This is a genomic window from Burkholderiales bacterium (assembly GCA_015075645.1).
Lineage (GTDB): Bacteria > Pseudomonadota > Gammaproteobacteria > Burkholderiales > Casimicrobiaceae > VBCG01.
In genome coordinates, this window is record JABTUF010000002.1 from 474,840 (window position 1) to 496,037 (window position 21,198).

Genomic DNA, 21,198 nt, shown 5'->3' on the forward strand with positions numbered 1-21,198 from the left:
TGGCCCGCCCCCCCGCACGGGGGGCGGGTGCCGCGCCCGCGCGCGCGGCGTTCCCCATCCCGATTCCCCGCGAGGACGACGACCATGGACACGCTCAACGACATCAAGGCCCGGCTGCCCGACTGGGCGAAGGACATTCGCCTCAACCTCGACGCGACGATCGCGCGTTCGAGCCTCGAGCCGCGCCTCGCGGTCGGGGCGGCGCTCGCCGCGGCCTACGCGGCGCGTTCCCCCGCGCTCGTCGAGGCGTTCCGCCGCCCCGACGCACTCGACGAGACGCACGCGCACGGCGCGCTGACCGCCGCCGCGCTGATGGGCATGAACAACGTCTGGTACCCGTTCGTCGAGATGGCGGACGACGCCGACCTCGCGACGATGCGCCCGGAGTTGCGCATGAACGCGTACGCGACGCACGGTGGCGTCGACAAGGTGGCGTTCGAGCTCTACGCGCTCGCCGCCTCCATCGTGGGCAAGTGCACCCACTGCATACGCTCGCACGCGAAGCTCCTGAAGGAATCCGGCCTCTCGACGCAGCAGGTGCGCGACGTCGGCCGGATCGCGGCGAGCGTCCACGCCGCCGCGTTGGCCCTCGAGGTGGCTCCGCAGGCCAAGCGCGCCGAGGCCGTCGCGGCCTGACGTTCCCCCGGCACGCGACGCCCGGCTCGAGGGGTGTCGCGCGCCGCCCGATCGGCCCGGATTGCGCGCGCGGCCGCGCGTCGTCACAATCCGCACGCCCGCGGCGCCTGCCGCGTCACGAAAGCCCACGATGGCCCGAAAGTCTCCCACCGTGCCGGCCGGCCGGCTCGTCGTCGTCGAGCATCGCTCCCGCGTGCTCGCCGACAATCCGCTCGGCGATCCGCACGTCCGGCGCCTGCCGGTGTGGCTCCCGCCCGGCTACGACGAAGGCGCCACGCGCGGCCGCGGACGCCGCTATCCGGTGCTGTTCGACCTCGTGGGCTTCACCGGGTCGGGACTCTCGCACGTCAACTGGCGCCCGTTCGACGAGAACGTGCCGGAGCGTCTCGCGCGCCTGGTCCGCGACGCGAAGATGGGGCCGGCGATCGTCGTGTTCCCCGACTGTTTCACGAGCCTCGGCGGCAACCAGTACGTGAACTCGCCGGCGATCGGCCGCTACGCCGACTACCTGACGCGCGAACTGGTGCCGTTCGTCGACCGGGAGTTCCGCACGCTCGCGTCGCGCGAGCACCGCGCCTGCTTCGGCAAGTCCTCAGGCGGCTACGGCGCGATCGTCCACGGCATGCGTTACCCGCAGACCTGGGCGGCGGTCGCCGACCATTCGGGCGACGCGATGTTCGAGTTCTGTTACTACACCGACCTGCCGCGCACGCTGAACGAACTCGACCGCTACCGGATGCCGAAACGCCGGGCCGGGCGCGCCGCGATGGCGCGCGTCGCGCAGGTCGCGGACGGCCGCGACGACGGCCGCATCCGCCGCTTCCTCGACGCGATGTGGGCGAAGGACAAGGTCACCGACGGCGAGGTGCACGCGCTGATGATGCTCGCGATGGCGGCGACCTACGATCCGGTCCCGCGCGACAAGCTCGGATTCCGCCTGCCGGTCAACCTCGAGACCGGCGAACTGATTCCCGCGCGCTGGCGGCGCTGGAAGGCCCACGATCCGGTGGAGATGGTCGCGCATCACGTCAAGGAGCTGCGCTCGCTGAAGGCGATCTGGGTCGACTGCGGATGGCGCGACCAGTACCACCTGCACTACGGCGCGCGGCTCCTCTCGCGCGCGTTGTCGCGCCACGGCATCCGGCACGTGTACGAGGAATTCGACGACACCCACTCGTCGATCGACTACCGGATGGACACGAGCCTGCCGTTCCTCTACCGGGCCATCCGGTAGCGCTCGACGGCGAACCCGCCCGCCGCCGGAGCGGGACTGCACGGGGCACGCGGCGCAGCCGCATGCGTCAGGTCAGCCGGGACCCGGCCGACGCCGTCCTTTCGGGATTCCGATGTTCAGTGCTGCAGTCCGATCGACGGAAACTCGACGGTTTCCGGCGTGCGGCCGTCGTGCGGCCAGCGGCGGGTGCGGCCGTCGGTGTACGCGCCGGCGCGCGCCGCGAGGGGCGAGCTGACGGTGCGCACCAGCTTGCGCAGCCAGGTCGCGAACGCGCCTGCCGCGTCGGCGAGGGCTTCGGCGCGGGCCAACTGGGCCTCGGCGAGCAACCTGTCGTGCGCGGGAAGGTGGGAGAGGCGACGGTCGAGTTCGTTCATGGTGCCAGACCTCCTGGGTCCAGTCCGCCCCTGCGGGGGCGTTCCGACGCCGGATCGGGTCGATCCGGCACCGTCAATGATGATTGCCAACTCGTTGACACACAATCTGTTTTACTGGAAACTGATTCGTGCCACTTTGGCACGAATACGCAACTGAACATTGGACACGGTTTTCGCCATGGACGCCCTGCTTCGCGCGGTCGACCGGGGCGGATTCGCACCGGCCGCCCGGGAGTTGGGGATGTCGCCCTCCGCGTTGTCCAAGATCGTGGCGAAGCTCGAGCATCGGCTCGGTGTCAAGCTCCTGCACCGGACGACGCGGCGGCTTCGCCCGACCGCCGAGGGCGAGGCGTACCTCGAGCGCGCCCGTCGCATCGTGGAGGCCGTCCGGGAGGCGGACAACGAAGCGATGCATCATGGCGGCCGTCCGGCGGGGCGGCTGCGGCTCGTCGTCGGCCTCTCGTTCGGCACCTACGCACTCGTGCCTTCGCTGCCTGAGTTCCTGTCGCGCTATCCGGAGATCGAACTCGACCTCGTGATGGGCGAGCGCGCGCAGGATCCGGCCGAGTCCGGCGCCGACCTCGCGATCCGGCTCGGACCGGTGGCAGACGCGGCGCTCGTGGCGCGCAGGATCTGCGACGTCGAGCGCGTCATCTGCGCCTCGCCCGCCTACATCGCGCGCGCCGGCCTGCCCACCGATCCGGCGCGCCTCGACGACCACGAGTGCCTGACGCTCGCCGATGCGCCGGAACTCGCGCGCTGGCCGTTCTCGATCGGCGGGAAGCGCACCGAGATCGACGTGCGCGGCCGCGGGCGTGTCACCGCGAACAACGCGGAGACGCTGCTCGAACTCGCGCTGCTCGGCCTGGGACTCGTGCGGCTGCCCGACGTCATCGTCGGGCCATCGCTTCGCGCCGGGCGGCTCGTGCCGCTTTTCGCCGATCGCCACGTCGCCGAACCGGTTCCGGTGCACGCCATCTATCCGTGGGCGAGGCAGCGACCACCGAAGGTCGGCGCGATGATCGACTATCTGATCGAGAAGTTCGGCGACGCACCCTGGCACACGATCGAACCGCGCGCGCGTCCGCCGCGGCCCCGCGTCCGCCCTCGGAACAAAGGGGTCAGACTCGATTGATGTTCGGTGCCGACCTCCTGGCGCCACCTCGCGGCAACCGTGAAGGCCTCCGGCCCGAGGCGTCGACCCTGGCGAGAAAGCCCGCACGGCCGAGCGCCCATGCGTGTTGCGTCGCGTCGCGAATGAGATCCAGTTCCGCCAACGGAATGGCAGCGCGAAACAGGTCACGGTATGCCGCCTGGCGCGCGTCGTCGCTCGAGCCCAGCGCATGATAGACAGGGTGAGGCGTGAGGAGTTCGTCGGTGTCGCCAAAGGCATTGGCGGCGAAACTTGACCAGCGATAGGCTCTTGGACGGTCCACGATCCGGGCACGGACGGGATTGAGTTCGATATAGCGCATGCAGGTGATCAGATAGCGCTCGTCATCGACGATTGCGGCCTTGTAGCGGCCTTCCCATAGTGTCCCGGTGCGACGATGGCGGCGATTGAACCATTGCACGTACACGCGGCCGACGGCTTGCATCGTGCGCGGGACGCCGGCCGGATCGTCGGGGGTCACCAGCAGGTGGAAATGGTTGGCCATGAGCACGTAGGAGTGAACGGAGACGGTGTGCCGGCGGCACGCGTCGAGCAAACGATTGCGGAAGTACGTGAGGTCGTCGGCGTCGAGGAAGGTGGGCTGGCGGTCGTTCCCGCGTTGGATGACGTGCAAAGGCACGCCGGGAACGAAGAATCGGGGAAGGCGAGGCATGTCCGCATGCTGATTGGGCGGCACTTGTCGCGCGATCAGCCATGCGGCCGAGATCGGACCTGTCGACCATGCACGATCAGACGCAGACGCGCTTTGCGCCCGAAGTGCGCGGGACCCGGGGCGCGCAATGCAGTCTCCCGGGTTGCGCGGGGCGACAGGTGCCCGCAGACTTTCAATCGAGTCTGACCCCTTTGATTTCCAACCATGCGCTCCGTCGTCTACCGCCGTTACGGCCCGCCGGAGGTCCTCGAACTCGCCCAAGCCGATGAGCCCGCGCCGCGCGCGGGCGAGGTCAAGGTGCGCCTCTGCGCCGCGAGCGTGAATCCGCTCGACGCGAAGATTCGCGCGGGGCACCTGCGTCTCCTGCCCACCGTCGACCGCCCGCCGCGCGGCACCGGCGTCGACTTCGCGGGCGAAATCGTGGCGACCGGCGGCGATACCGCCGGGTTCTTTCCCGGCATGCGCGTGTTCGGCTCGCTCTCGCCGTTCCGGCGCGCGGGCACCTGCGCCGAATTCGTCTGTGTCGCGACCGGCCGGATGGCGCCGATGCCCGATGATGTGACGGACAGCGTGGCGGCAACGTTGCCGATCGCCGCGGGAACGGCCGTCCAGGCCCTCGCCGACCACGCCTCGCTCGCTCCGGGCATGCGCGTGCTGGTGATCGGCGCGGCGGGCGGCGTCGGCCATTTCGCGGTCCAGTTCGCGAACCACGTCGGCGCCCACGTCACCGCGACCTGCGGGCCGACCAACGTCGCGTTCGTCGCATCGCTCGGCGCGGACGACGTGCTCGACTACACGCGCGAGGACGTCGCCCGCGGAGGCGCGACCTGGGACGTGGTCCTCGACGCGGCCGGCCGCTCGAACTGGCGCACGATGCGCGGACACCTCGCGCCTGACGGGATCTACCTCAACACCTGCGGCGACGCGGGTGCCGCGGCGGCGACGATCCGCGACACGCTCGCTGCGCGACTCGCCGGCCGCCAGCGCGTCGTCGCGCTCGCGTTGAAAGGCGGCGCGGCCGCGTGGCGGCGGCTCGCCCGACTCGCCGGAGAACGCGTGCTGGTCCCGCACGTCCGCGCGACGATCGGCCTCGCGGAGGTCGCCGTCGCGCATCGCGAACTCGAAGCCGGCCACGGCCGCGGCAAGATCGTCGTCGATCCTTCGCGCTGATCCGATCGCGCGGTGCGCGGGGCGCATGCCCGCGCGAAGGCCGCGCATCCGGATGGCGTATCCTCTCGGCGGAGCCGCGCGCGGCGCAGGCGCGACCGCGGCGGATCGCAGACTCGAGGGAGCGTGCCATGCGTTGGGGCGACATGCGTCGAAGCGACAACGTGGAGGACCGCGGCGGCATGTCCGGCGGCGGCGGCCGGTTGCCGCTCGGCGGAGGCATGAAGCTCGGCGGCGGGACGCTCGTCCTCCTCGTGATCCTCGGTCTCGTGTTCGGCGTCAATCCGCTGCAGTTCCTCGGCATGGCGGGCCAGGATATCGGTGTCCCGCCGACCGCGCAGCGTCCGGCGCCTGCCCCTGCCCCGGGCGCGCCCGCCGCGCCCGCCGACACGCGCAAGGACTTCTCGGCCCGCGTGATCGGCGACACCGAGGACGTGTGGGGCGCGCTCTTCAAGGCGATGGGCAGCGACCGCTACCCGCCGACCACGCTCACGCTCTATCGCGGCGCGGTGCGCTCCGGCTGCGGCAACGCGACCTCCGCCGCGGGCCCGTTCTACTGCCCGGCCGACCAGCGCGTCTACCTCGACACGAGCTTCTTCGACGAGCTGTCGCGCCGGTTCGGCGCCCCGGGCGACTTCGCCCAGGCCTACGTGATCGCGCACGAGGTCGGGCACCACGTGCAGAACGTGACCGGCACGATGCAGAGGTTCGACCGCCAGTCGCAGGGTCTCGACGAGCGGCGGCGCAACGCGCTGTCGATCCGGCTCGAACTGCAGGCGGACTGCTACGCCGGCGTCTGGGGCTACTTCGCGCAGAAGCGCAACCTGCTCGAGCCGGGCGACCTCGAGGAGGGCCTGCGCGCCGCCGCCGCGGTCGGCGACGACACGATCATGAAGCGCACGCAAGGCTACGTCGTGCCCGACGCGATGAACCACGGGACCGCCGAGCAGCGGATGCGCTGGTTTCGGACCGGACTCGCGAGCGGGGATCCGCGCGGCTGCGACACCTTCGCGGTCGCGCAGCCCTGAGGCCCGAAAGGCGCACAGGCGTGCGCGACGCGCTCGCGCCGATGGCCTCGCCCTGCCCGTCCTGCGGCGAGGCGATGGCGGTCCGCAAGGTCGCGCGCAAACCGGCCGGCGAGGCGTCGGTCGATTTCTGCGTCGCGTGCCGGGCGCTGTGGTTCGACGGCTACGAAAGCGTCCAGCTCACGCCGGGCGCGACGCTCGACCTGCTGCGCGCGATCCACGACGCCGAGCGCGAAGCGGTGCGCGCGCTCGCCGCGCATCTCGCCTGCCCGCGCTGCAGCGGCGCGCTCTCGCTCGTCCGCGACCTGCAACGCACGACGCGCTTCTCCTACTTCCGCTGCGGCCGCGGCCACGGCCGCTTCACGCCGTTCGCGCAATTCCTGCTCGAGAAGGACTTCGTCCGGCCGCTGCCGCGCGGGGAGGTCGAACGGCTGAAGTCCGCGGTCGGCGCGATCCGCTGCACCGGCTGCGGCGCCGCGATCGACCTCGCAGCGGACACCGCGTGCCGCTATTGCCGCGCTCCGGTCGCGGTGCTCGATCCCGACGCGCTGTCGCGCACGATCGCCTCGCTCACCGACGCAGAAGCGAGGCGCCATCGCATCGACCCGCACGCGATGGCCGACGCGCTGATGGCGGCGGAGCGGCTCGCATCGCGGCGTCCCGAGACGACGGCGGGCCGGCAGTCCGCCGACGCGATCGTCGCGGCGATCGAGTTCGGCGCCACGGCGCTCGATCTGCTGTTCGGCTCGAAGTGATCTTCCGGTCGCCGCAGGGCGACGTCGACACGCCAACCCGGGGCCGCGCCACGAGGGGGCGGTACAATTCGCCTTCCGCCGACCGCCCCGGTGCCGTCATGACCCGTTCCCGCTTCCCGCTCGCGCTCGCCGCGATGCTCGCCTCGACCGCATTCGCGCAATCGCCGCCGCCGGCCCCCACGGTGCCGCCGCACGGCTGCGTCAAGCCCGACTTTCCCGGCAAGTCCGCGGTCGACGCGAAGATCCGGCGCTGGTCCGCCGACTACAAGGACTACACCGAGTGCCTCAAGGCCTACGTCGGCGAGCGCAACGCGGTGATCGACGTCAACGCGAAGGCCGCGAACGCCGCGGTCGCCGAGTTCAACACGAGCGTCAAGGAATACAACGACATCGTCAAGTCGATGCAGGACTGAGACGCGGTGAACGTTCCCCGCGTCTCCGCCGGATTCGTGCACGACCTCTGACGCCGCGTCGCGCGTTCAGCGCGGCGGCCGCTGGACCTCCATCACGGTGCCGTCGAGGCACACGATCGCCATGCGCCGCGGCGGACTTCCGCCGTCGCTCTCGAACACGTGGCGCATGCCCGGCGCCGTGATCGGGCGACCGTCTCGACCCTTCGACGGCAGCAGGACCGCCTCGCTGCGTTCCGGCGTGCCGGCGATCGCCATGGCGGTCGCGCAATCCTGGCCTGCCTCGATCGGGGGCTTCGATCCGGGGACCGCACCTTCGGGCACCGCCGCATCGCCAGACCCGGCCTGGGGCGCATCGCCGCGCTCCCAGACCATCCGGCCGTCGAGAAACCCCACGCGGCGGATGCCGTCGGGATTGCGGTAGATCCAGACCTCGCTCGCCCGCTCGCCGGGGAGTCCGGCCCGCGTCTCCGCGGGCGCGCCCCTGGCCAGTTGCACGTACCGCTTGGGCATCCCGGCCGGAACCTCGCCGGCCTTCGCGGCCGCCGCCCACTTCGCCTCGAGTTCCGGCGAATCGGTCGCCACGCCGTTGTCGCGCGTGATCTCGACGCGCGCGCCTTTCGCCGCTCCGGCACAGGGCGCCTGCTGGTAGGTGGTGCGCCCCTCGGCGTCGACGCACCTGTAGACCTGCGCCTGGACCGGCAGGGCTGCGGCGAACGCGACGGCGAGGCATCCACGGCGCGAGATCATCCGCCGATCATAGCCCGCGAAGGCCGCGGCCGGCGCGCGGTATGATGCTGCGCAGCAACCCGCCGACCCGTCATGCGACCCCCACGCCCGGAGGACGCCGCCACCGCCGAGCGCGCGAACGCCGGCGACCCGGCACAGGCCATCGCGCAAGCCCTGCTCGCGGGGTTCGACAAACACTACGCGCTGTTCCGCGAGTGCGCACGTGCCGCGAAGCGCCATTTCGAGGCCGGGCACTTCCTCGCGATCGGCCACGTCGCGCGCGACCGCATCGACTTCTACGACCGGCGCGTCGCCGAGACCGCCGAGCGATTGCGTCGCGAGTTCGCGGACGTCGGGATCGAGGGCGCCGGCGCCGAGGCCCTTTGGGCGCGGATCAAGCCCCGCTATGTCGCGATGCTCGCCGAGCACCGCCAGCCCGAGTGCGCCGAGACCTTCTTCAACACCGTTTCCTGCAAGCTCCTCGACCGCGACTACTTCCACAACCGCGTGATGTTCGTGCGTCCCGCGGTCGCGACCGAGTACCTCGACGCGGACCTCCCCGCCTACCGCTCGTACTATCCGCGCGAGCGTGGACTGCGCGGGGCGGTCATCGACCTCGTGCTCGACTTCCGGCTCGAGCGGCGGTTCTGCGACTTCCGCCGCGACCTCGCGAACCTCCTCGCCGCGTTCCGCCGCAGGCTGCCGCGCCCGCTCCGCCTCGACGCGAACTTCCAGATCCAGGCGCTCTCGGGCCTGTTCTTCCGCAATCACTCGGCCTACGTGGTCGGACGCGTCGTCAACGGCACCCACGTGCTGCCGTTCGCGGTCGCGATCCGCCACGCGCCCGGCGGCGACCTCTACGTCGACGCGGTCCTCTCCGACCCGGCGGAACTCGCGCTCTTGTTCTCCGCCAACCGCGCCTACTTCCTGGTCGACATGGAGGTGCCGTCGGCCACGGTGGAGTTCCTGCGCTCGATCCTGCCGGACAAGACCGCCGCCGAGCTCTACACGATCGTCGGCCTGCAGAAGCACGGCAAGACGCTCTTCTTCCGCGACTTCCTCGCGCATCTCCGGCATTCGACCGACCGCTTCGAGAACGCGCCGGGCATCCGCGGCCTCGTGATGTCGGTGTTCACGCTGCCCTCGTATCCGTACGTGTTCAAGGTGATCAAGGACCGGATCGCCGCGTCGAAGGACACCGACCGCGCGCGGGTGAAGCAGAAGTACGCGCTGGTGAAGCACCACGACCGCGCGGGGCGGATGACCGACATCCTCGAGTACTCGAACGTGATGCTGCCGCGGTCGCGCTTCGATCCCGCGCTCCTGGACGAGTTGCGCGACCTCGCGCCGTCGCAGGTCGAGGAACAGGGCGACTGGGTGCGCATCCGGCACCTCTACATCGAGCGACGGCTCCTCCCTCTGAATCTCGTGCTCGAGCGGGCGGACGACGCCGCGCGCGCGAGCGCGATCGCCGAGTACGGCCAGGCGATCCGCGAACTCGCCGCGGTCAACATCTTCGCCGGCGATCTCCTCACGAAGAACTTCGGCCTCACGCGTTACGGCCGAGTCGTGTTCTACGACTACGACGAGATCGAGTACATGACCGACTGCACGTTCAGGAAGATCCCGCCGCCGCCGCCGGGGTTCGACGAACTCTCGGGCGAGGTCTGGTACCGCGTCGGGTCGAAAGACGTCTTCCCCGAGGAGTTCGCCACCTTCCTCCTCACCGATCCGCGCAATCGCGCCGCCTTCGAGCGGCACCACGGCGAGTTGCTCGACGCGCGCTGGTGGATCGACCTGCAGCAGCGCATCCGCGAACACGGCGCCGCCGAGGTGCTGTCCTATCCCGAATGCGTGCGCTTCGCCCCGCCCGTACCGCAGCGGCACCCGCGAGCGGCGACGCGCGCGGCGCCGGCGTAACGACCCTCCATCGGCTCCGGGCCCGGGAGCATGGAGTGGAGCCGGTTCGAGCCGGTCTGTCCCGCCATCATCCTGCGCGGCGACGCCGGTCGGCCGTTTTGCGCCGTTCGGCGGGCGAGATCCGCCTTCCCTCGGCCGCGACACCAAGCCGCCGGCGGCGTACCCATACTTCGCCGCAGGTCCGGACCCGATCCGGAACCACGCGCGGGAACCCCCGCGCCACGCGTCCCGGGGGAGCGCTACGACGTGGCCTACCTGAGCCTGTTCTCGGTCCTGCGCCCCGGTCCGGGTCCTTCGTCGATGCACAGCGCGGGGCCGTGGATCGCGGCGCGTCGCTTCGTCCACGAGCTCGCCGCGTCCGGACACCTCGCGGACGTGACGCGCCTCGGCGTCGAACTCTACGGCGGCACCGCCTGCGTCGGACGCGAGTGCCGCGCCGAAGCTGCGATCGTCGCGGGCCTCGAAGGTCTCGATCGCTCGGAGGCCCATGCCACGGCAGTGATGCGCACGTTGTCCGCGTGTTCGTCGCGGGGGTCGATCTTCCTCGACGGAACGCACGAGATCCGCTTCGATCCGGTCACGGACATCGGCTTTCGCATCGACCGCGCGCTCGCGTTCGACGGCTCGGCGATCCGCCTCGCCGCGTTCGACGCCTCGGCCGCGACGATCGCCGACCGCCTGTACCTGCCGATCGGCGACGACGTCGTGCTCGCGCGCGGCGAGGCGTCACCGACCGGCGCCACGCTGCGCGTGCCCTACGACTACGCGCCATCCGCCGACGCGCTGGTCGACGCCTGCCGCGCGGCAGGAGGACGCCGCCTGAGTTTCGTCGCGCTCGCGAACGAAGGCGCGCTCGCCCCTCCCGGCGAAGTGCGCGCACGGCTCCTCGCGACGCGCGACGCCATGCAGGCCGCCGTCGATCGCGGCCTTCTTCGCACCGGCCCGCTGCCCGGCCGGCGCAAGCGTTCGGCCGCCGTGCTCGCGGAGGTGCTCGACAGCGAGCGGACGACCGCCGCTCAGCGCTGTCGCATCTTCGCCGTCGCCGCGGCGGAAGAGAATGCGGCGGGCGACCGCGTGGTGGCAGCGCCTTCGTCGGGAGCATCCGGGGTCCTCGCCGGGCTCCTGCGCCACGCGCTGACGCTCGAGCGCGGCGACGCCGACCACGCAGCCGTCGACTTCCTCGCGACCGCCGGTGCGACCGGAGCGCTGCTGCGCCGGGCCGGGATGCGCCAGGTCGGATGCCAGGGCGAGATCGGCGTGGCCGCTGCCATGGCTGCCGCCGGAACGGCGGCGGTCCTCGGTGCCACGCCGGCGCAGGCGCTCCATGCCGCGGAACTCGCGCTGCAGCCGCACCTCGGGCTCGCGTGCGATCCGGTCGGAGGACGCATCGAATCGCCGTGCATCGAACGCAACGGCCTCGCCGCCGCCCGTGCCTGCGCCGCCGCCCATGCCGCGATCCGGGAGCCGGAGCCGCGCCTCGCGCTGGACGCGGTCGTCCGTACGATGGTCGAGACCGCGCGTTCGCTCGCCGGCCGGTACAAGGAAGCCTCGCTGGGCGGTGTCGCGATGTCGGTGCCCGACTGCTGACTTCCGCCGGAGGCGGCCCACGCTCGCGGCCAGTCGGAAATCCGGCCGCGATCTGTTAGCCTTGGAGCATGAAGCGAACCTTGCTGCCCTTGGTGGTGGCGCTCGCCCTCGCGGCGTGCGGCGCGCCGGAAAAGAAGCCCGAGCAGCCGTCCGGGGACACCATCGCCTGCCAGCTCGAGGGCCAGCGCATCGTCATCCGGTTCCTGCCCGACGAATTGCGCATGCTCACCCCCGACGGCGAGCGCGTGACGCTGCAGAAGGTGCCCGCGGCGTCCGGTGTCCGCTACACCAACGGGTTGATGGAAGTGCGCGGCGGCGGCGGTCCGCGCACCGACCCCGGCGGCCTCGTCTTCATTCGCGACGGCAACGCGTGGACGCTCACGAACTGCGCCCCGCTGATGGTGCCCCAGCCGGCGAAGTGAAGCGGCACCGGCGCGACGCGGGATCCGCGAACGCGGCGCGCGCGACGCGCAGCGAACCCGGCGCGACTCCTCGGTCGATGCTCGACGCATGCCGCTGATGCCCGGTGCGAACGCGACGATCGGGGTCATCGGCCCCGGCGCGATGGGCCTCGGCATGGTCGTCTCGCTCGTGCGGGGCGGCTTTCGCGTGGTCGCGCGCGACGTGCGGCCCGAGGCGAACGCGCGCGCCGCCGCCGCCGGCGCGGTCGTCGCGGGCTCGCCCGCCGAAGTCGCGCGTGCCGCCGACGTCATCCTCGTGGTGGTAGTCGACGCCGGCCAGATCGACGAGGTGCTGTTCGGACGCGACGGGATCGCAGCCTCCGGCGCGCGCGATCGCATCGTGTCGATCGCCTCGACCGTCGATCCGGACTACGTGCGTTCGCTTCCGGTGCGCTGCGCGCCCGCGGGCATCACGATCCTCGACTCGCCGATCTCCGGGGGTCCCGCCAGGGCGCATGCGGGCACGATGACCGTGATGCTCGCCGGCCCCGCGCCCGCGCGCGATCGCTGCGCCAGCGCGTTCGCCGCGACGGCCGGGCGCGTGTTCACGATCTCGGATCGCGTCGGCGACGCCGCCGCCACCAAGATCGTCAACAACCTGCTCGCCGGCGCGAATCTCGCGGCCGCCGCCGAAGCGCTCGCGCTCGCGGACGCGCTCGGGCTCGACCCGCGGTCGACCGCCGAGGTGATCTCGGCGAGTTCGGGCGCGAGCTGGATCTTCGGCGACCGCGTGCCGCGCGCGCTCGAAGGAGACTTCGCGCCGCGCGCGGCGGCGCGCATCCTCGCGAAGGACGTCGGCATCGCCTGCGACGTCGCGGCGCGCGTGCGCGCGAACGCGACCTTCGCGCGGGCCGCGCGCGAGGCGTTCGCCGACGCGGTGGACGCGGGCTACGGCGAGGACGACGACGCGGTGCTGGTGAAGCGCGCGGGCGAACGCCGCGGCGAGGACACCGGCCCTCCGCGCGACTGACGCGGCGCCGAGCCGCGGCGGACTACTTCCGGGGCACCGGCCCGGTCACGTCGTAATAGCGGAACGCGAAGGTGCGGATCGGGTGCGCGCGGTAGTTCTGCACCCGCGCGTGCCACGCGTGATCCTCGATGGCGTGCTGCGTGAGCCGCATCGGCGCATAGGCGACCATCAGCGCCTGCATCCGGCCGAAGAGCGCGTTGCGCTCGCGCCCGTCGGGAAGCCTGCGCGCTTCGTCGTAGAGCCGGTCGTACTCGGCGAGCCGGAAGCGCGCCTGGTTCTCCTGCCCGGCGTTCGGCCCGTAGAGGAGCTGCATGAAGTTCTCCGCGTCCGGGTAGTCGGCGTTCCAGCCGTCGGAGCGGAACGGGATCCGGCCCTGCCGCGCCATCTTGCGCAGTTCCGGCAGCTTGTCCTTGCGGATCGCGAGGCGGATGCCGATCGCGGCCATGTTCTTCGTCCACAGCTCGTCGGCTTCGCGCTGCCCCGAGGTCGGCACCGACCAGCGTTCGAGCAGAAGCGGCTTGCCGTCGGGCAGTTCGCGGAAGCCGTCGCGGTCGACGTCCCGGTAGCCGAAGCGGTCGAGGAGCGCGCGCGCGGCCGCGGGATCGTGGACCTGCGCCCCGAGCTTCCAGTCCGGGTCGTAGCCGGCGATGCCCGGCGGCACCAGGCTCTGCGCGAGGACGCCCCGCCCCTTCGACAGCACGCGCAGCGCCTCGGCCGCGTCGTAGCCCATCGCGATCGCGCGCCGCAACGCGATCTTCTCGGGCGTGTAACCGCCGACGAGCGAGTCGTCCATGTTGAAGTAGAACCAGTAGGTGTTCGGCCGCAGCAGCGCCTCGTGATGGATGCCCTGCGCGGCGAGTTCGGGCCGCAACCTGCCGTCGACGAGGAGTTCGCCGGAAAGTTCCGCGGGCACGCGGCCGTCGAGATCGATCTCGCCGTTGCGGAACGCGAGCCAGCGCGACTGCGCCTCCTCGATGACGCTGATCTCGACCCGGTCGAGGAGCGGCAGTCGCTTGCCCGCCAGCGCCTTGGCGATCGCCTGCGACTCGGGCGGCACCGGGCCGGACGGCGTGTAGGTCTCGCCGCGGAAGTCGGGGTTGCGCACGAGGACCATGCGCGAACTGCGCTTGTACTCGCCCAGCATGAACGCGCCGGTGCCCACCGGGTGCGCGCCGAGGTCGAGTCCGTAGCGCTCGACCACTTCGCGCGCGACCGCGCCGAGGTAGGGAATCGCGAGGACGAACGGAAAGCGGTAGTCGGGCGAGTTGAGGCGGATGCGCAGCGTGTGGCGGTCGACGACCTCGAGTCCCGCGATCGGCGCATCGTAGTCGAAGCGGCCCCTCGCCTTCGCCGCGCGGATCGCCTCGTCGCTGCCCGCGAGCTTGCCTTCGAGGAGCCACAGCCACGGACTCTTGACCGCCGGGTCGAGCACGCGCCGGAAGGTGTACGCGTAGTCGGCCGCGACGAGTTCGCGCGGCTTGCCGAGAAACGCCGCATCGGGCGTGAAGAAGATGCCCTTCTTCAACCGGCAGATCCAGGTCCGGCCACCGTCGGGGGTCGAAGGCATCGCCTCGAGCGTGCGCGGGACGAGCTTCATCGGCCGCACGAGGTAGTCGTAGTCGAGCATCGCCTCGAACACCTCGGCGATCACGGTGTCGGAGGCGGCGTCGGAGGCGAACTGCGGGTCGAAGCTCGTCTCGGCGATCGGCAGCATCGTGCGCAGCACGCGCGGCGGAGGGGCCGCGAGGGCCGATGCGACCGCGAACGCAGCGAGGCTGCAGAGCAGAACGGCGAGGCGATGCACGGGCGATCCGGTCACGCGAAGGCGCCCATGGTAGCGGAAGCGCGCCGCGCGCCCGCGCCGGCGGCCTCTGCGCGGCGGAGACTGCCGCCGTGCGGCCCTAGGCCCGGGGCCCCGCGACGGGGCACCGGGCCGGGTCGGGATTACCGCCGCGGCCGTGCGGCCGCGGCCGGACGCGCGAGGCGCCGCCGCTGCCACATCGCCGCCGCCGCGAGCATCGCCGCGAGCGCGACCAACCCCTGCCACGGCAGCGTTGGCACCGGCTGCGACGGCGGGAGGGGCGGCGGCGCGTCGGTGTCCACCGCGCCGGTCGCGTCGTCGGTGTTGTTCTCCGGCACCGGATCGATCTCGTTGACGGCCGCCACGGTCGCGGCGTTGGTCAGCGACGACGGTCCGGTGTACGGATAGGGCACGCTGGCGCGGATCGTGATCGTCGCGGTCTCGTTCAACCCGAGCGTGCCGAGCGTGCAGGTGACGGCCGGACCCACGTGGGTGCAGCCCGGCCCGGCGCTCACGATGCCGAGCGGCGCGGGCAGCGTGTCGGTCACGGTCGCGCCGGTGCTCGGGTTCGGACCGAGATTGGTCACGACGATCGTGTAGTCGAACGCCGCGCCCGGCGTCAGCGGGTCCGGCCCGGTCTTGACGATCGACAGGTCGGCCGTGCGGCGCGTCGTCGTCGACTCGATCGCACGGTTGTTGTCGCTGTGCGTTTCGGTCTCGTCGACCGACACGTCGACCTGGTTGAAGCCGGTGCCCGAGATGCCGGACACGACCGATTCCGCACGCATGTCGTAGGCGACCGTGTACACCTGCCCGGCGGCGATGCCCGGGAACGCGCACTCGAGCGTTCCGGTGATCGCGTTCATCGCCGGCACCGTCGTGCAGGTGCCCGACCCCGGCGGCTGCACGTCGAGGTTGCCCTGCCAGCTGAACGTCGCGGTCGGCGACTGCGACGGGAATGCATCGACCATCCGCAGGTTCGTGCCGTACGACGGCCCCTGATTGGTGATGGTGATCGTGTAGCGCGTCGTCGCGCCGAGCGCGACCGGATCGACGCTGTCGACCTTGTTCACCAGGATGTCGAGGACCGGCGCGAGGACCGGCGTGGTCAGCGAGGCCGAGTCGTTGCCGCCGTTGGTGTCCTCGGTGTCGGTCGACACGACCGCCTGGTTGACCACGTTGCCGCCGGCGGCGCTCGCGAGCGGGCGCACGACGTAGGTCGCGGTGCGTTGCGCCCCCGCATTGACGGTGCCGAACGTGCAGGAGATCGTCCCCCCGGTCGCGCCGACCGCGGGCGTCGTGCAGGTGCCGGTGGAGGTGAGCGACAGGAACACCGCGTTCGCGGGGAGCGTGTCGATAACGGTGACGCTCTCCGCGTTCGACGGACCGTTGTTGCGCGCGGTCATCACGTAGGTGAGCGGCGCGCCGCCGGGGACCGACGAGGGATTCGCCGTCTTGGTCACCTGCATGTCGGCGACTGCCGTCACCGACGTCGTGACGGTCGAACTGGAGTTGTTCGAACGATCCGGGTCGCCGACCTGGGTCGAGTTCACCGACGCCTGGTTGGTGCGCGTGCCGGTGGCGGCGATCGACGGACGGATCTGGATCGTGACCGTCGCGTCCGCGCCCGAGGCGAGCGTCGGGATCGTGCAGGTCACGGTGGCGCTCGAGACGCTCGACGGGCCGGCCGGGCTGCAGGTGCCGGTGCCCGCGGTCACGGCGGCCGAGACGAGCCCCGGTCCCGAGGCGAACAAGCTCGACAGCGCGTCGGTGACGACGACGTTGGTCGCGGCGCCCGGGCCGGCGTTGTGGACGGAGAGCGTGTAGGTGAGGAGTTCCCCGGCCTTCACGGTCGCGGGATTTCCGCTCTTGCTGATCGACAGGTCCGCCGCGCTCGCCGCACCGGTCGACACGACGCTCACGCTGCCGCAGCGGGTGGTCGAGTCGTCCTGCGGGCCGGGACCGGTCAGGTCGCCGCAGGCGGTGTTGTCGATCGTGCCGGTCGCAGTCGCGAACGTCGAGACGGTGATCGTCGGCAGGTTCGTGTTCGCCGCGACGTTGGCCGGCAGCACGCGCACGCAGGTGAGCGCGAGCGGCCCGGGCGCGTCGGGCGGCGGCATCGTCGCCGGCGGTGCGACCGAGCAGGTCCAGTTCGCGTTGGACGGATTGGCCGTGAGCGTGAGTCCCGCCGGCAGGGTGTCGGTGATCGTCACCGTCTGGCCCGCGACCATCGCGAGCGGCCCGCTGTTGCGCGGACGGATCGTGTAGGTGAACGGCTGGTTCGGCACGACCGCCGGGAGCGACGCGGTCTTCGTCACGGTCAGATCGGCGCGGTTGCTTCCGGTGACCGAGACGGTCGACTGGTTGTTCGAGGGGTTCGGATCGTTCTCCGGGCCGTCGATCGTCGCGGTGTTCGGGATCGCGCCCTCGGTCGCGACCTCTGCGACGATGGCGATCGTCGGCAGGTTGGTGAAGTTGCCGCCGAGGTAGGGCCCGTTCATCGTGCAGGTGACCGTCGGGGCCGAGTACGTGCAGGTCCACGGGGCGTTCGGCGTCACCGACACGAACGACAGCCCGGCGGGCAGCGTGTCGGTGATCGTGATGATCCCGTCGCCGGTGGAGCCCGGCGGCACGCCGCCGTTGAACCTCGGCGTGAGCGTGTAGGTGACGTTGCTGCCCTGTGCGACGGTGCCGGTCGGCGAGACGGTCTTGGTGATCGCGAGATCCGACGAACCGCCCAGCACCTCGACATCGGCCACGCCGGTGTCGTTGTCCGGGTTGCCGTCCGGCAGCGACGAACTCACGTCGAACGCCGCGGTGATCGTGCCCGCGCTGTTGGCCACCATCGGCACGGTCAGCACCGGATCGCTCGCGTTGACCGCGAGCGCGCCGGTACGGCTGCAGGTGAAGTCGCCCGAGCACACCGGATAGGGGCCGGGCGCGGTGCAGGCCCAGCCGCTGCCGCTGGGGGCACTCGTCACGCACGCTCCTCCGGGCACGGTGAAGGCGATCTCGCGCGTGTCCGACGCGCCGAGCGCGTTGGGGCCGTGGTTGGTCGCGGTGACCTGCAGGTTGTAGTTCGCGCCCGCCGCGACCGGCAGCGCGGGACCCGACACGACCACGCCCATGTCGGCGGCGTCGCGGGCGGTGGTGCTCTCCGGAATGTCGAGGTTGTTCGACGTATTGGGATCGGGGAGTGCCGAGGTGGCGGTGAAGACGCTCTGGTAGACGCCTGAGATCGGCAGGCGCACGACGACGGTCGCGGTGGCGAAGCCCGGGAACGCGATGGACCCGAGCGCGCAGGTCACCTGGGTGGGCGTGTTCGAGCACGAGCCCTGCGTCGCGGTTGCGCTCACGAAGACCGCGGCGGCCGGCGAGGTGGGCAGCGTCTGGACGAGCGAGACGCCCGTCGTCGGATTCGGTCCGTTGTTGTCGACCCGGACCGTGTAGGTGTAGAGCCCGCCCGCGGGACCCGGATCGGGAGCGTCCGCGATGTTGATGACGAGGTCCGCCATCTGCGCCTGCGCCGCCGCCGAGCCGGCGGCGAACAGCACCGCGAACAGCCATCCGATCACCCGCCGTGCGACCGCATCGCGTCGCACGACCGCACCGCCGACCTTCCGAACCATTCCACTCTCCCCTCGCCGAACCAGCACCGAAGGGTGAGCACCCCGTCCGGCACGCTCGCTACGCGCGTGTTCGTCGCCCAGGCAGCGACTGACCGGCGGCCGGGCCCGCCCGGCGCCGCCCGCATTCGAGCAACGAGCATGCCAGCACTTCGCTGCCCGGCGAACCGGTCCCCGCCGGTCTGCGTAGGGGCCGCACGCGCCACGGCCGCGGCGGGTTCGCGACTCGCAACGTCGATGATTGACCCGGGGCGTCGCGCATGACCATACTGCCCGGCCGTCGACGACGAGGCGCCCACGTCCCGCGGCGGGGCGCCGGGATGCGGGCCGATGGCCCGGCGATGTCGTATCGGTGGAAATCCGGAAAGGCCGCGCGATGGACATGAAGAAGCTGAACGGCGGCAACCTCAAGGCCGCCGGCTACGACGAGCGGACGCGCAAGCTCGTCGTCGAACTCACGTCGGGCACGTTCGAGTATTCGGGGGTGTCGCCCGAGGTCTGGCGGCGGCTCGCGAGCGCGAGTTCGCCGTGGAGCTACTTCCGCGACAACGTCGACGAGGAGTTCGTCGCGAAACGCATCCGGTGATCCCGCGTTTAAGCCGGACGCCCGTCGCTTCGATACGACGACAACCCCGTGGGTCCGGCTTCAGTAACCGTGTTGGATGTCAAGCCTGGAAGGGCTGATGATCGCGAACCATGGCGTTAAGGATGCGCAGGAGTTTGTGCATGCACGCCACGATCGCGACCTTCTTGACCTTCCCGGCAGCCACCAGGCGTAGATAGAAAACCCGGATCACCGGATTGCTGCGGATCGCCGTCAGCGTGGCCATGTAGAGCACGCGGCGAACCTCGAAGCGGCCCCCCTGGATCCAGCGGCGTCCTTTCTTCTGCCCCGAGTCTCGCGCCATCGGCGCGACCCCCACCAGCGCGCTGATCTCGGCCCCGCTCAAGCGTCCCAGTTCCGGCAACCCAGCGATCAGCGTCGCGCTGGCTACCGGCCCGATGCCTCGGGTCGACCGAAGTAACCGGTCGAGTTCCTCGTGGTGGTGCGCCACATGGGTCTGCATCTGCCGGTCGATCTGGTCGAGCTGGCGTTTGATCGACTCGATCATCGCCTCGATGCTCGGCCGCACCTTGGGCCGCGAGGACTCGAGGCGCTGTCGTTCGGACAGCAACATGCCCAGCAGCTGGCGCCGGCGCGTCACCCAAGCCGCCAAGTCCTGCACCTGTTCGTCCACCGGCGGTTTCAGGTAGCGTTGGAAGTCCGGCTTGTGCCTCAGCATCTGCCCGAACTCGGCCAGCACCCGCGCATCGATCCGGTCCGTCTTCGCCCCGGAGCCCACCCCCTTGGCAAAGTCCCGCGCCCGCTTCGGATTGACCACCGCCACCGCCAGCCCCGCCGCCTGCAGCGCACACGCCAGCGGCGCTTCATAGCCTCCGGTGGCCTCCATCACCACCAGCGCCCCCGCCGGCACCTGCGCCACCAGCTCCGTGTGCCCTTCCGGATCGTTCCCGAACTCCCCCGCCGGCCCCGTACCGCCCAGCGTCACCACCTCGACGCTCGCCTTCGCCACATCGATCCCCACCACCACCTTGATTTCGGACATGGTCTTCGCACCTCGTGCTTGTCAATGCGCGCTGGCCTTACGGCCGCGCACGTAACCGTTCGAGTTCACGAAGACCGGCGCGGCCGCGCGCCATGGACTGAAGCACGGGTTCGACTTACCCTGGCCGGAAACAGGCTGCGCGTCCGAGTCCGGACTTCTCCTCCACACTCTACCGCGCCGGTCTGCCAACAACATACAAGCCGGACGCCTTTCGCCTCGCCACCGTGTGTGTCCGGCTTCAGTAACCGGACGCTTTTCGCGTCGATGCGGCGAGAACCTCGTTGGTCCGGCTTCAGCCTGACAAACTCAGCTTCGATGCGGCGAACCCCGTCGGGCTGAAGCCCGACCCACCAGGAAGGCGAAAGCCGCGGATAGCTCGTGGGTCCGGCTTAAGCCGGACGCCTTGCGCATCCAGAACCCCGTGGGTCCGGCTTCAGTAACCGGACGCCTTGCGCATCCAGAACCCCGTGGGTCCGGCTTCAGTAACCGGACGCCTTGCGCATCGATCCGGCGGACCCCGTCAGGCTTGAAGCCAGACCTGCGAGGAACGCCGGCGCCGCGGATGTCCCGCCGGCGGACACGGCGGGACCCTCGTGGATCCCTCCGTGTCGCGGACGCGCGATCGATTACTGGATCGACAGACGCTTGCCTGCGATCGCCGGCTTCTTCGCGAGCTTGAGCTCGAGCACGCCGCCGTCGTACTTCGCCTCGCTCGACGACTCGTCGAGTTCGGTCGGCAGCGTGAAGCTGCGGAAGACGCTGCCGTAGTAGCGCTCGGTGTGGAGCACGCGGTCGCCTTCCTTCTGCTCGCTCTCGCGCTTGACCTCCGCGCTGATCGAGACCTGGTTGCCTTCGATGGTGACGTGGATGTCGTCCTTCTTCACGCCGGGAACCTCGGCCTTCACGACGTAGCCCTTGTCGTTCTCGGTCACGTCGATGCGGACCGGGACGGCGCCCGCCGCCTCGCGGCGGACCGGGGCGAAGAAGCCGCGGAACAGATCGTCGATGCCGCTGGCACTGAAAGGATCGTAGACTTGCACTCGGGTCATGGGAGTCTCCTGTCGGATGCG

At 71.1% G+C, this 21,198-nt stretch carries 19 protein-coding genes and 1 pseudogene; 12 read left to right on the forward strand and 8 right to left on the reverse strand.

Going from position 1 to position 21,198, the window contains the following annotated elements:
- Positions 1-84: 84 nt before the first annotated feature.
- Positions 85-636 carry a carboxymuconolactone decarboxylase family protein gene (locus HS109_05645; GenBank protein MBE7521853.1) on the forward strand — a complete coding sequence of 184 codons (552 nt, stop codon included), beginning with the start codon at positions 85-87 and terminating at the stop codon, positions 634-636.
- Positions 637-766: 130 nt separating this feature from the next.
- A complete protein-coding gene (locus tag HS109_05650; GenBank protein MBE7521854.1) occupies positions 767-1,870 on the forward strand; it encodes an enterochelin esterase in 1,104 nt (367 codons plus the stop codon).
- A 116-nt stretch (positions 1,871-1,986) separates the two neighbouring features.
- On the opposite strand, the gene HS109_05655 is transcribed toward HS109_05650, so the two are convergent.
- The gene (locus tag HS109_05655; GenBank protein ID MBE7521855.1) at positions 1,987-2,244 is read right to left on the reverse strand and encodes a hypothetical protein; all 258 of its coding nucleotides are present in this window, start codon (positions 2,242-2,244) and stop codon (positions 1,987-1,989) included.
- Between the two features lie 178 nt (positions 2,245-2,422).
- Between HS109_05655 and HS109_05660 the strand changes: the two genes are divergently transcribed.
- Positions 2,423-3,379 (forward strand): LysR family transcriptional regulator, encoded by a 957-nt coding sequence (locus tag HS109_05660; protein ID MBE7521856.1) that lies wholly within the window; start codon positions 2,423-2,425, stop codon positions 3,377-3,379.
- Here the strand turns inward: HS109_05660 and HS109_05665 are convergent.
- Positions 3,366-4,070 (reverse strand): transposase, encoded by a 705-nt coding sequence (locus tag HS109_05665; GenBank protein MBE7521857.1) that lies wholly within the window; start codon positions 4,068-4,070, stop codon positions 3,366-3,368. The two genes, HS109_05660 and HS109_05665, sit on opposite strands and share 14 nt — an antisense overlap.
- 204 nt (positions 4,071-4,274) lie before the next feature.
- Between HS109_05665 and HS109_05670 the strand changes: the two genes are divergently transcribed.
- From HS109_05670 to HS109_05685, 4 genes are all read left to right on the forward strand, one after another.
- Complete coding sequence (locus HS109_05670) at positions 4,275-5,240, forward strand: NAD(P)-dependent alcohol dehydrogenase (GenBank protein ID MBE7521858.1); 966 nt, start codon at positions 4,275-4,277, stop codon at positions 5,238-5,240.
- 128 nt (positions 5,241-5,368) lie between these two features.
- Positions 5,369-6,265, forward strand: a complete 897-nt coding sequence (locus tag HS109_05675; protein ID MBE7521859.1) for a zinc metallopeptidase — start codon at positions 5,369-5,371, stop codon at positions 6,263-6,265.
- 20 nt (positions 6,266-6,285) lie between these two features.
- A complete protein-coding gene (locus HS109_05680; GenBank protein ID MBE7521860.1) occupies positions 6,286-7,017 on the forward strand; it encodes a zf-TFIIB domain-containing protein in 732 nt (243 codons plus the stop codon).
- A 98-nt stretch (positions 7,018-7,115) separates the two neighbouring features.
- Positions 7,116-7,430: a hypothetical protein gene (locus HS109_05685; protein ID MBE7521861.1), complete on the forward strand. Its 315-nt coding sequence runs from the start codon at positions 7,116-7,118 to the stop codon at positions 7,428-7,430.
- 66 nt (positions 7,431-7,496) lie between these two features.
- On the opposite strand, the gene HS109_05690 is transcribed toward HS109_05685, so the two are convergent.
- Entirely contained in the window at positions 7,497-8,177 is a 681-nt protein-coding gene (locus tag HS109_05690; GenBank protein ID MBE7521862.1) for a DUF4124 domain-containing protein, read from the reverse strand.
- Between the two features lie 72 nt (positions 8,178-8,249).
- Between HS109_05690 and aceK the strand changes: the two genes are divergently transcribed.
- The 4 genes from aceK to HS109_05710 all read left to right on the forward strand — a co-directional run bounded on the left by aceK (position 8,250) and on the right by HS109_05710 (position 13,094).
- A complete protein-coding gene (aceK, locus tag HS109_05695) occupies positions 8,250-10,076 on the forward strand; it encodes a bifunctional isocitrate dehydrogenase kinase/phosphatase (protein ID MBE7521863.1) in 1,827 nt (608 codons plus the stop codon).
- A 246-nt stretch (positions 10,077-10,322) separates the two neighbouring features.
- A complete protein-coding gene (locus HS109_05700; protein MBE7521864.1) occupies positions 10,323-11,663 on the forward strand; it encodes an L-serine ammonia-lyase, iron-sulfur-dependent, subunit alpha in 1,341 nt (446 codons plus the stop codon).
- 68 nt (positions 11,664-11,731) lie between these two features.
- Positions 11,732-12,085 (forward strand): MliC family protein, encoded by a 354-nt coding sequence (locus HS109_05705; GenBank protein ID MBE7521865.1) that lies wholly within the window; start codon positions 11,732-11,734, stop codon positions 12,083-12,085.
- A gap of 88 nt (positions 12,086-12,173) precedes the next feature.
- Positions 12,174-13,094 (forward strand): NAD(P)-dependent oxidoreductase, encoded by a 921-nt coding sequence (locus HS109_05710; GenBank protein ID MBE7521866.1) that lies wholly within the window; start codon positions 12,174-12,176, stop codon positions 13,092-13,094.
- 22 nt (positions 13,095-13,116) lie between these two features.
- On the opposite strand, the gene HS109_05715 is transcribed toward HS109_05710, so the two are convergent.
- The 3 genes and pseudogenes from HS109_05715 to HS109_05725 form a co-directional block, all read right to left on the reverse strand.
- On the reverse strand, positions 13,117-14,913 hold the full coding sequence (locus HS109_05715; GenBank protein ID MBE7521867.1) for a heme-binding protein: 1,797 nt from the start codon (positions 14,911-14,913) through the stop codon (positions 13,117-13,119).
- 125 nt (positions 14,914-15,038) lie between these two features.
- The gene (locus tag HS109_05720; GenBank protein ID MBE7521868.1) at positions 15,039-17,687 is read right to left on the reverse strand and encodes a DUF11 domain-containing protein; all 2,649 of its coding nucleotides are present in this window, start codon (positions 17,685-17,687) and stop codon (positions 15,039-15,041) included.
- Between the two features lie 489 nt (positions 17,688-18,176).
- A pseudogene (locus HS109_05725) lies at positions 18,177-18,905 on the reverse strand (DUF11 domain-containing protein).
- Here HS109_05725 and HS109_05730 point away from each other — a divergent pair.
- The gene (locus HS109_05730; protein MBE7521869.1) at positions 18,898-19,107 is read left to right on the forward strand and encodes a KTSC domain-containing protein; all 210 of its coding nucleotides are present in this window, start codon (positions 18,898-18,900) and stop codon (positions 19,105-19,107) included. The pseudogene HS109_05725 and the gene HS109_05730 overlap by 8 nt on opposite strands.
- 79 nt (positions 19,108-19,186) lie before the next feature.
- Here the strand turns inward: HS109_05730 and HS109_05735 are convergent, their stop codons facing one another.
- Entirely contained in the window at positions 19,187-20,128 is a 942-nt protein-coding gene (locus HS109_05735) for a transposase (protein ID MBE7521870.1), read from the reverse strand.
- 626 nt (positions 20,129-20,754) lie between these two features.
- On the reverse strand, positions 20,755-21,177 hold the full coding sequence (locus HS109_05740) for an Hsp20/alpha crystallin family protein (protein MBE7521871.1): 423 nt from the start codon (positions 21,175-21,177) through the stop codon (positions 20,755-20,757).
- Positions 21,178-21,198: the final 21 nt, after the last annotated feature.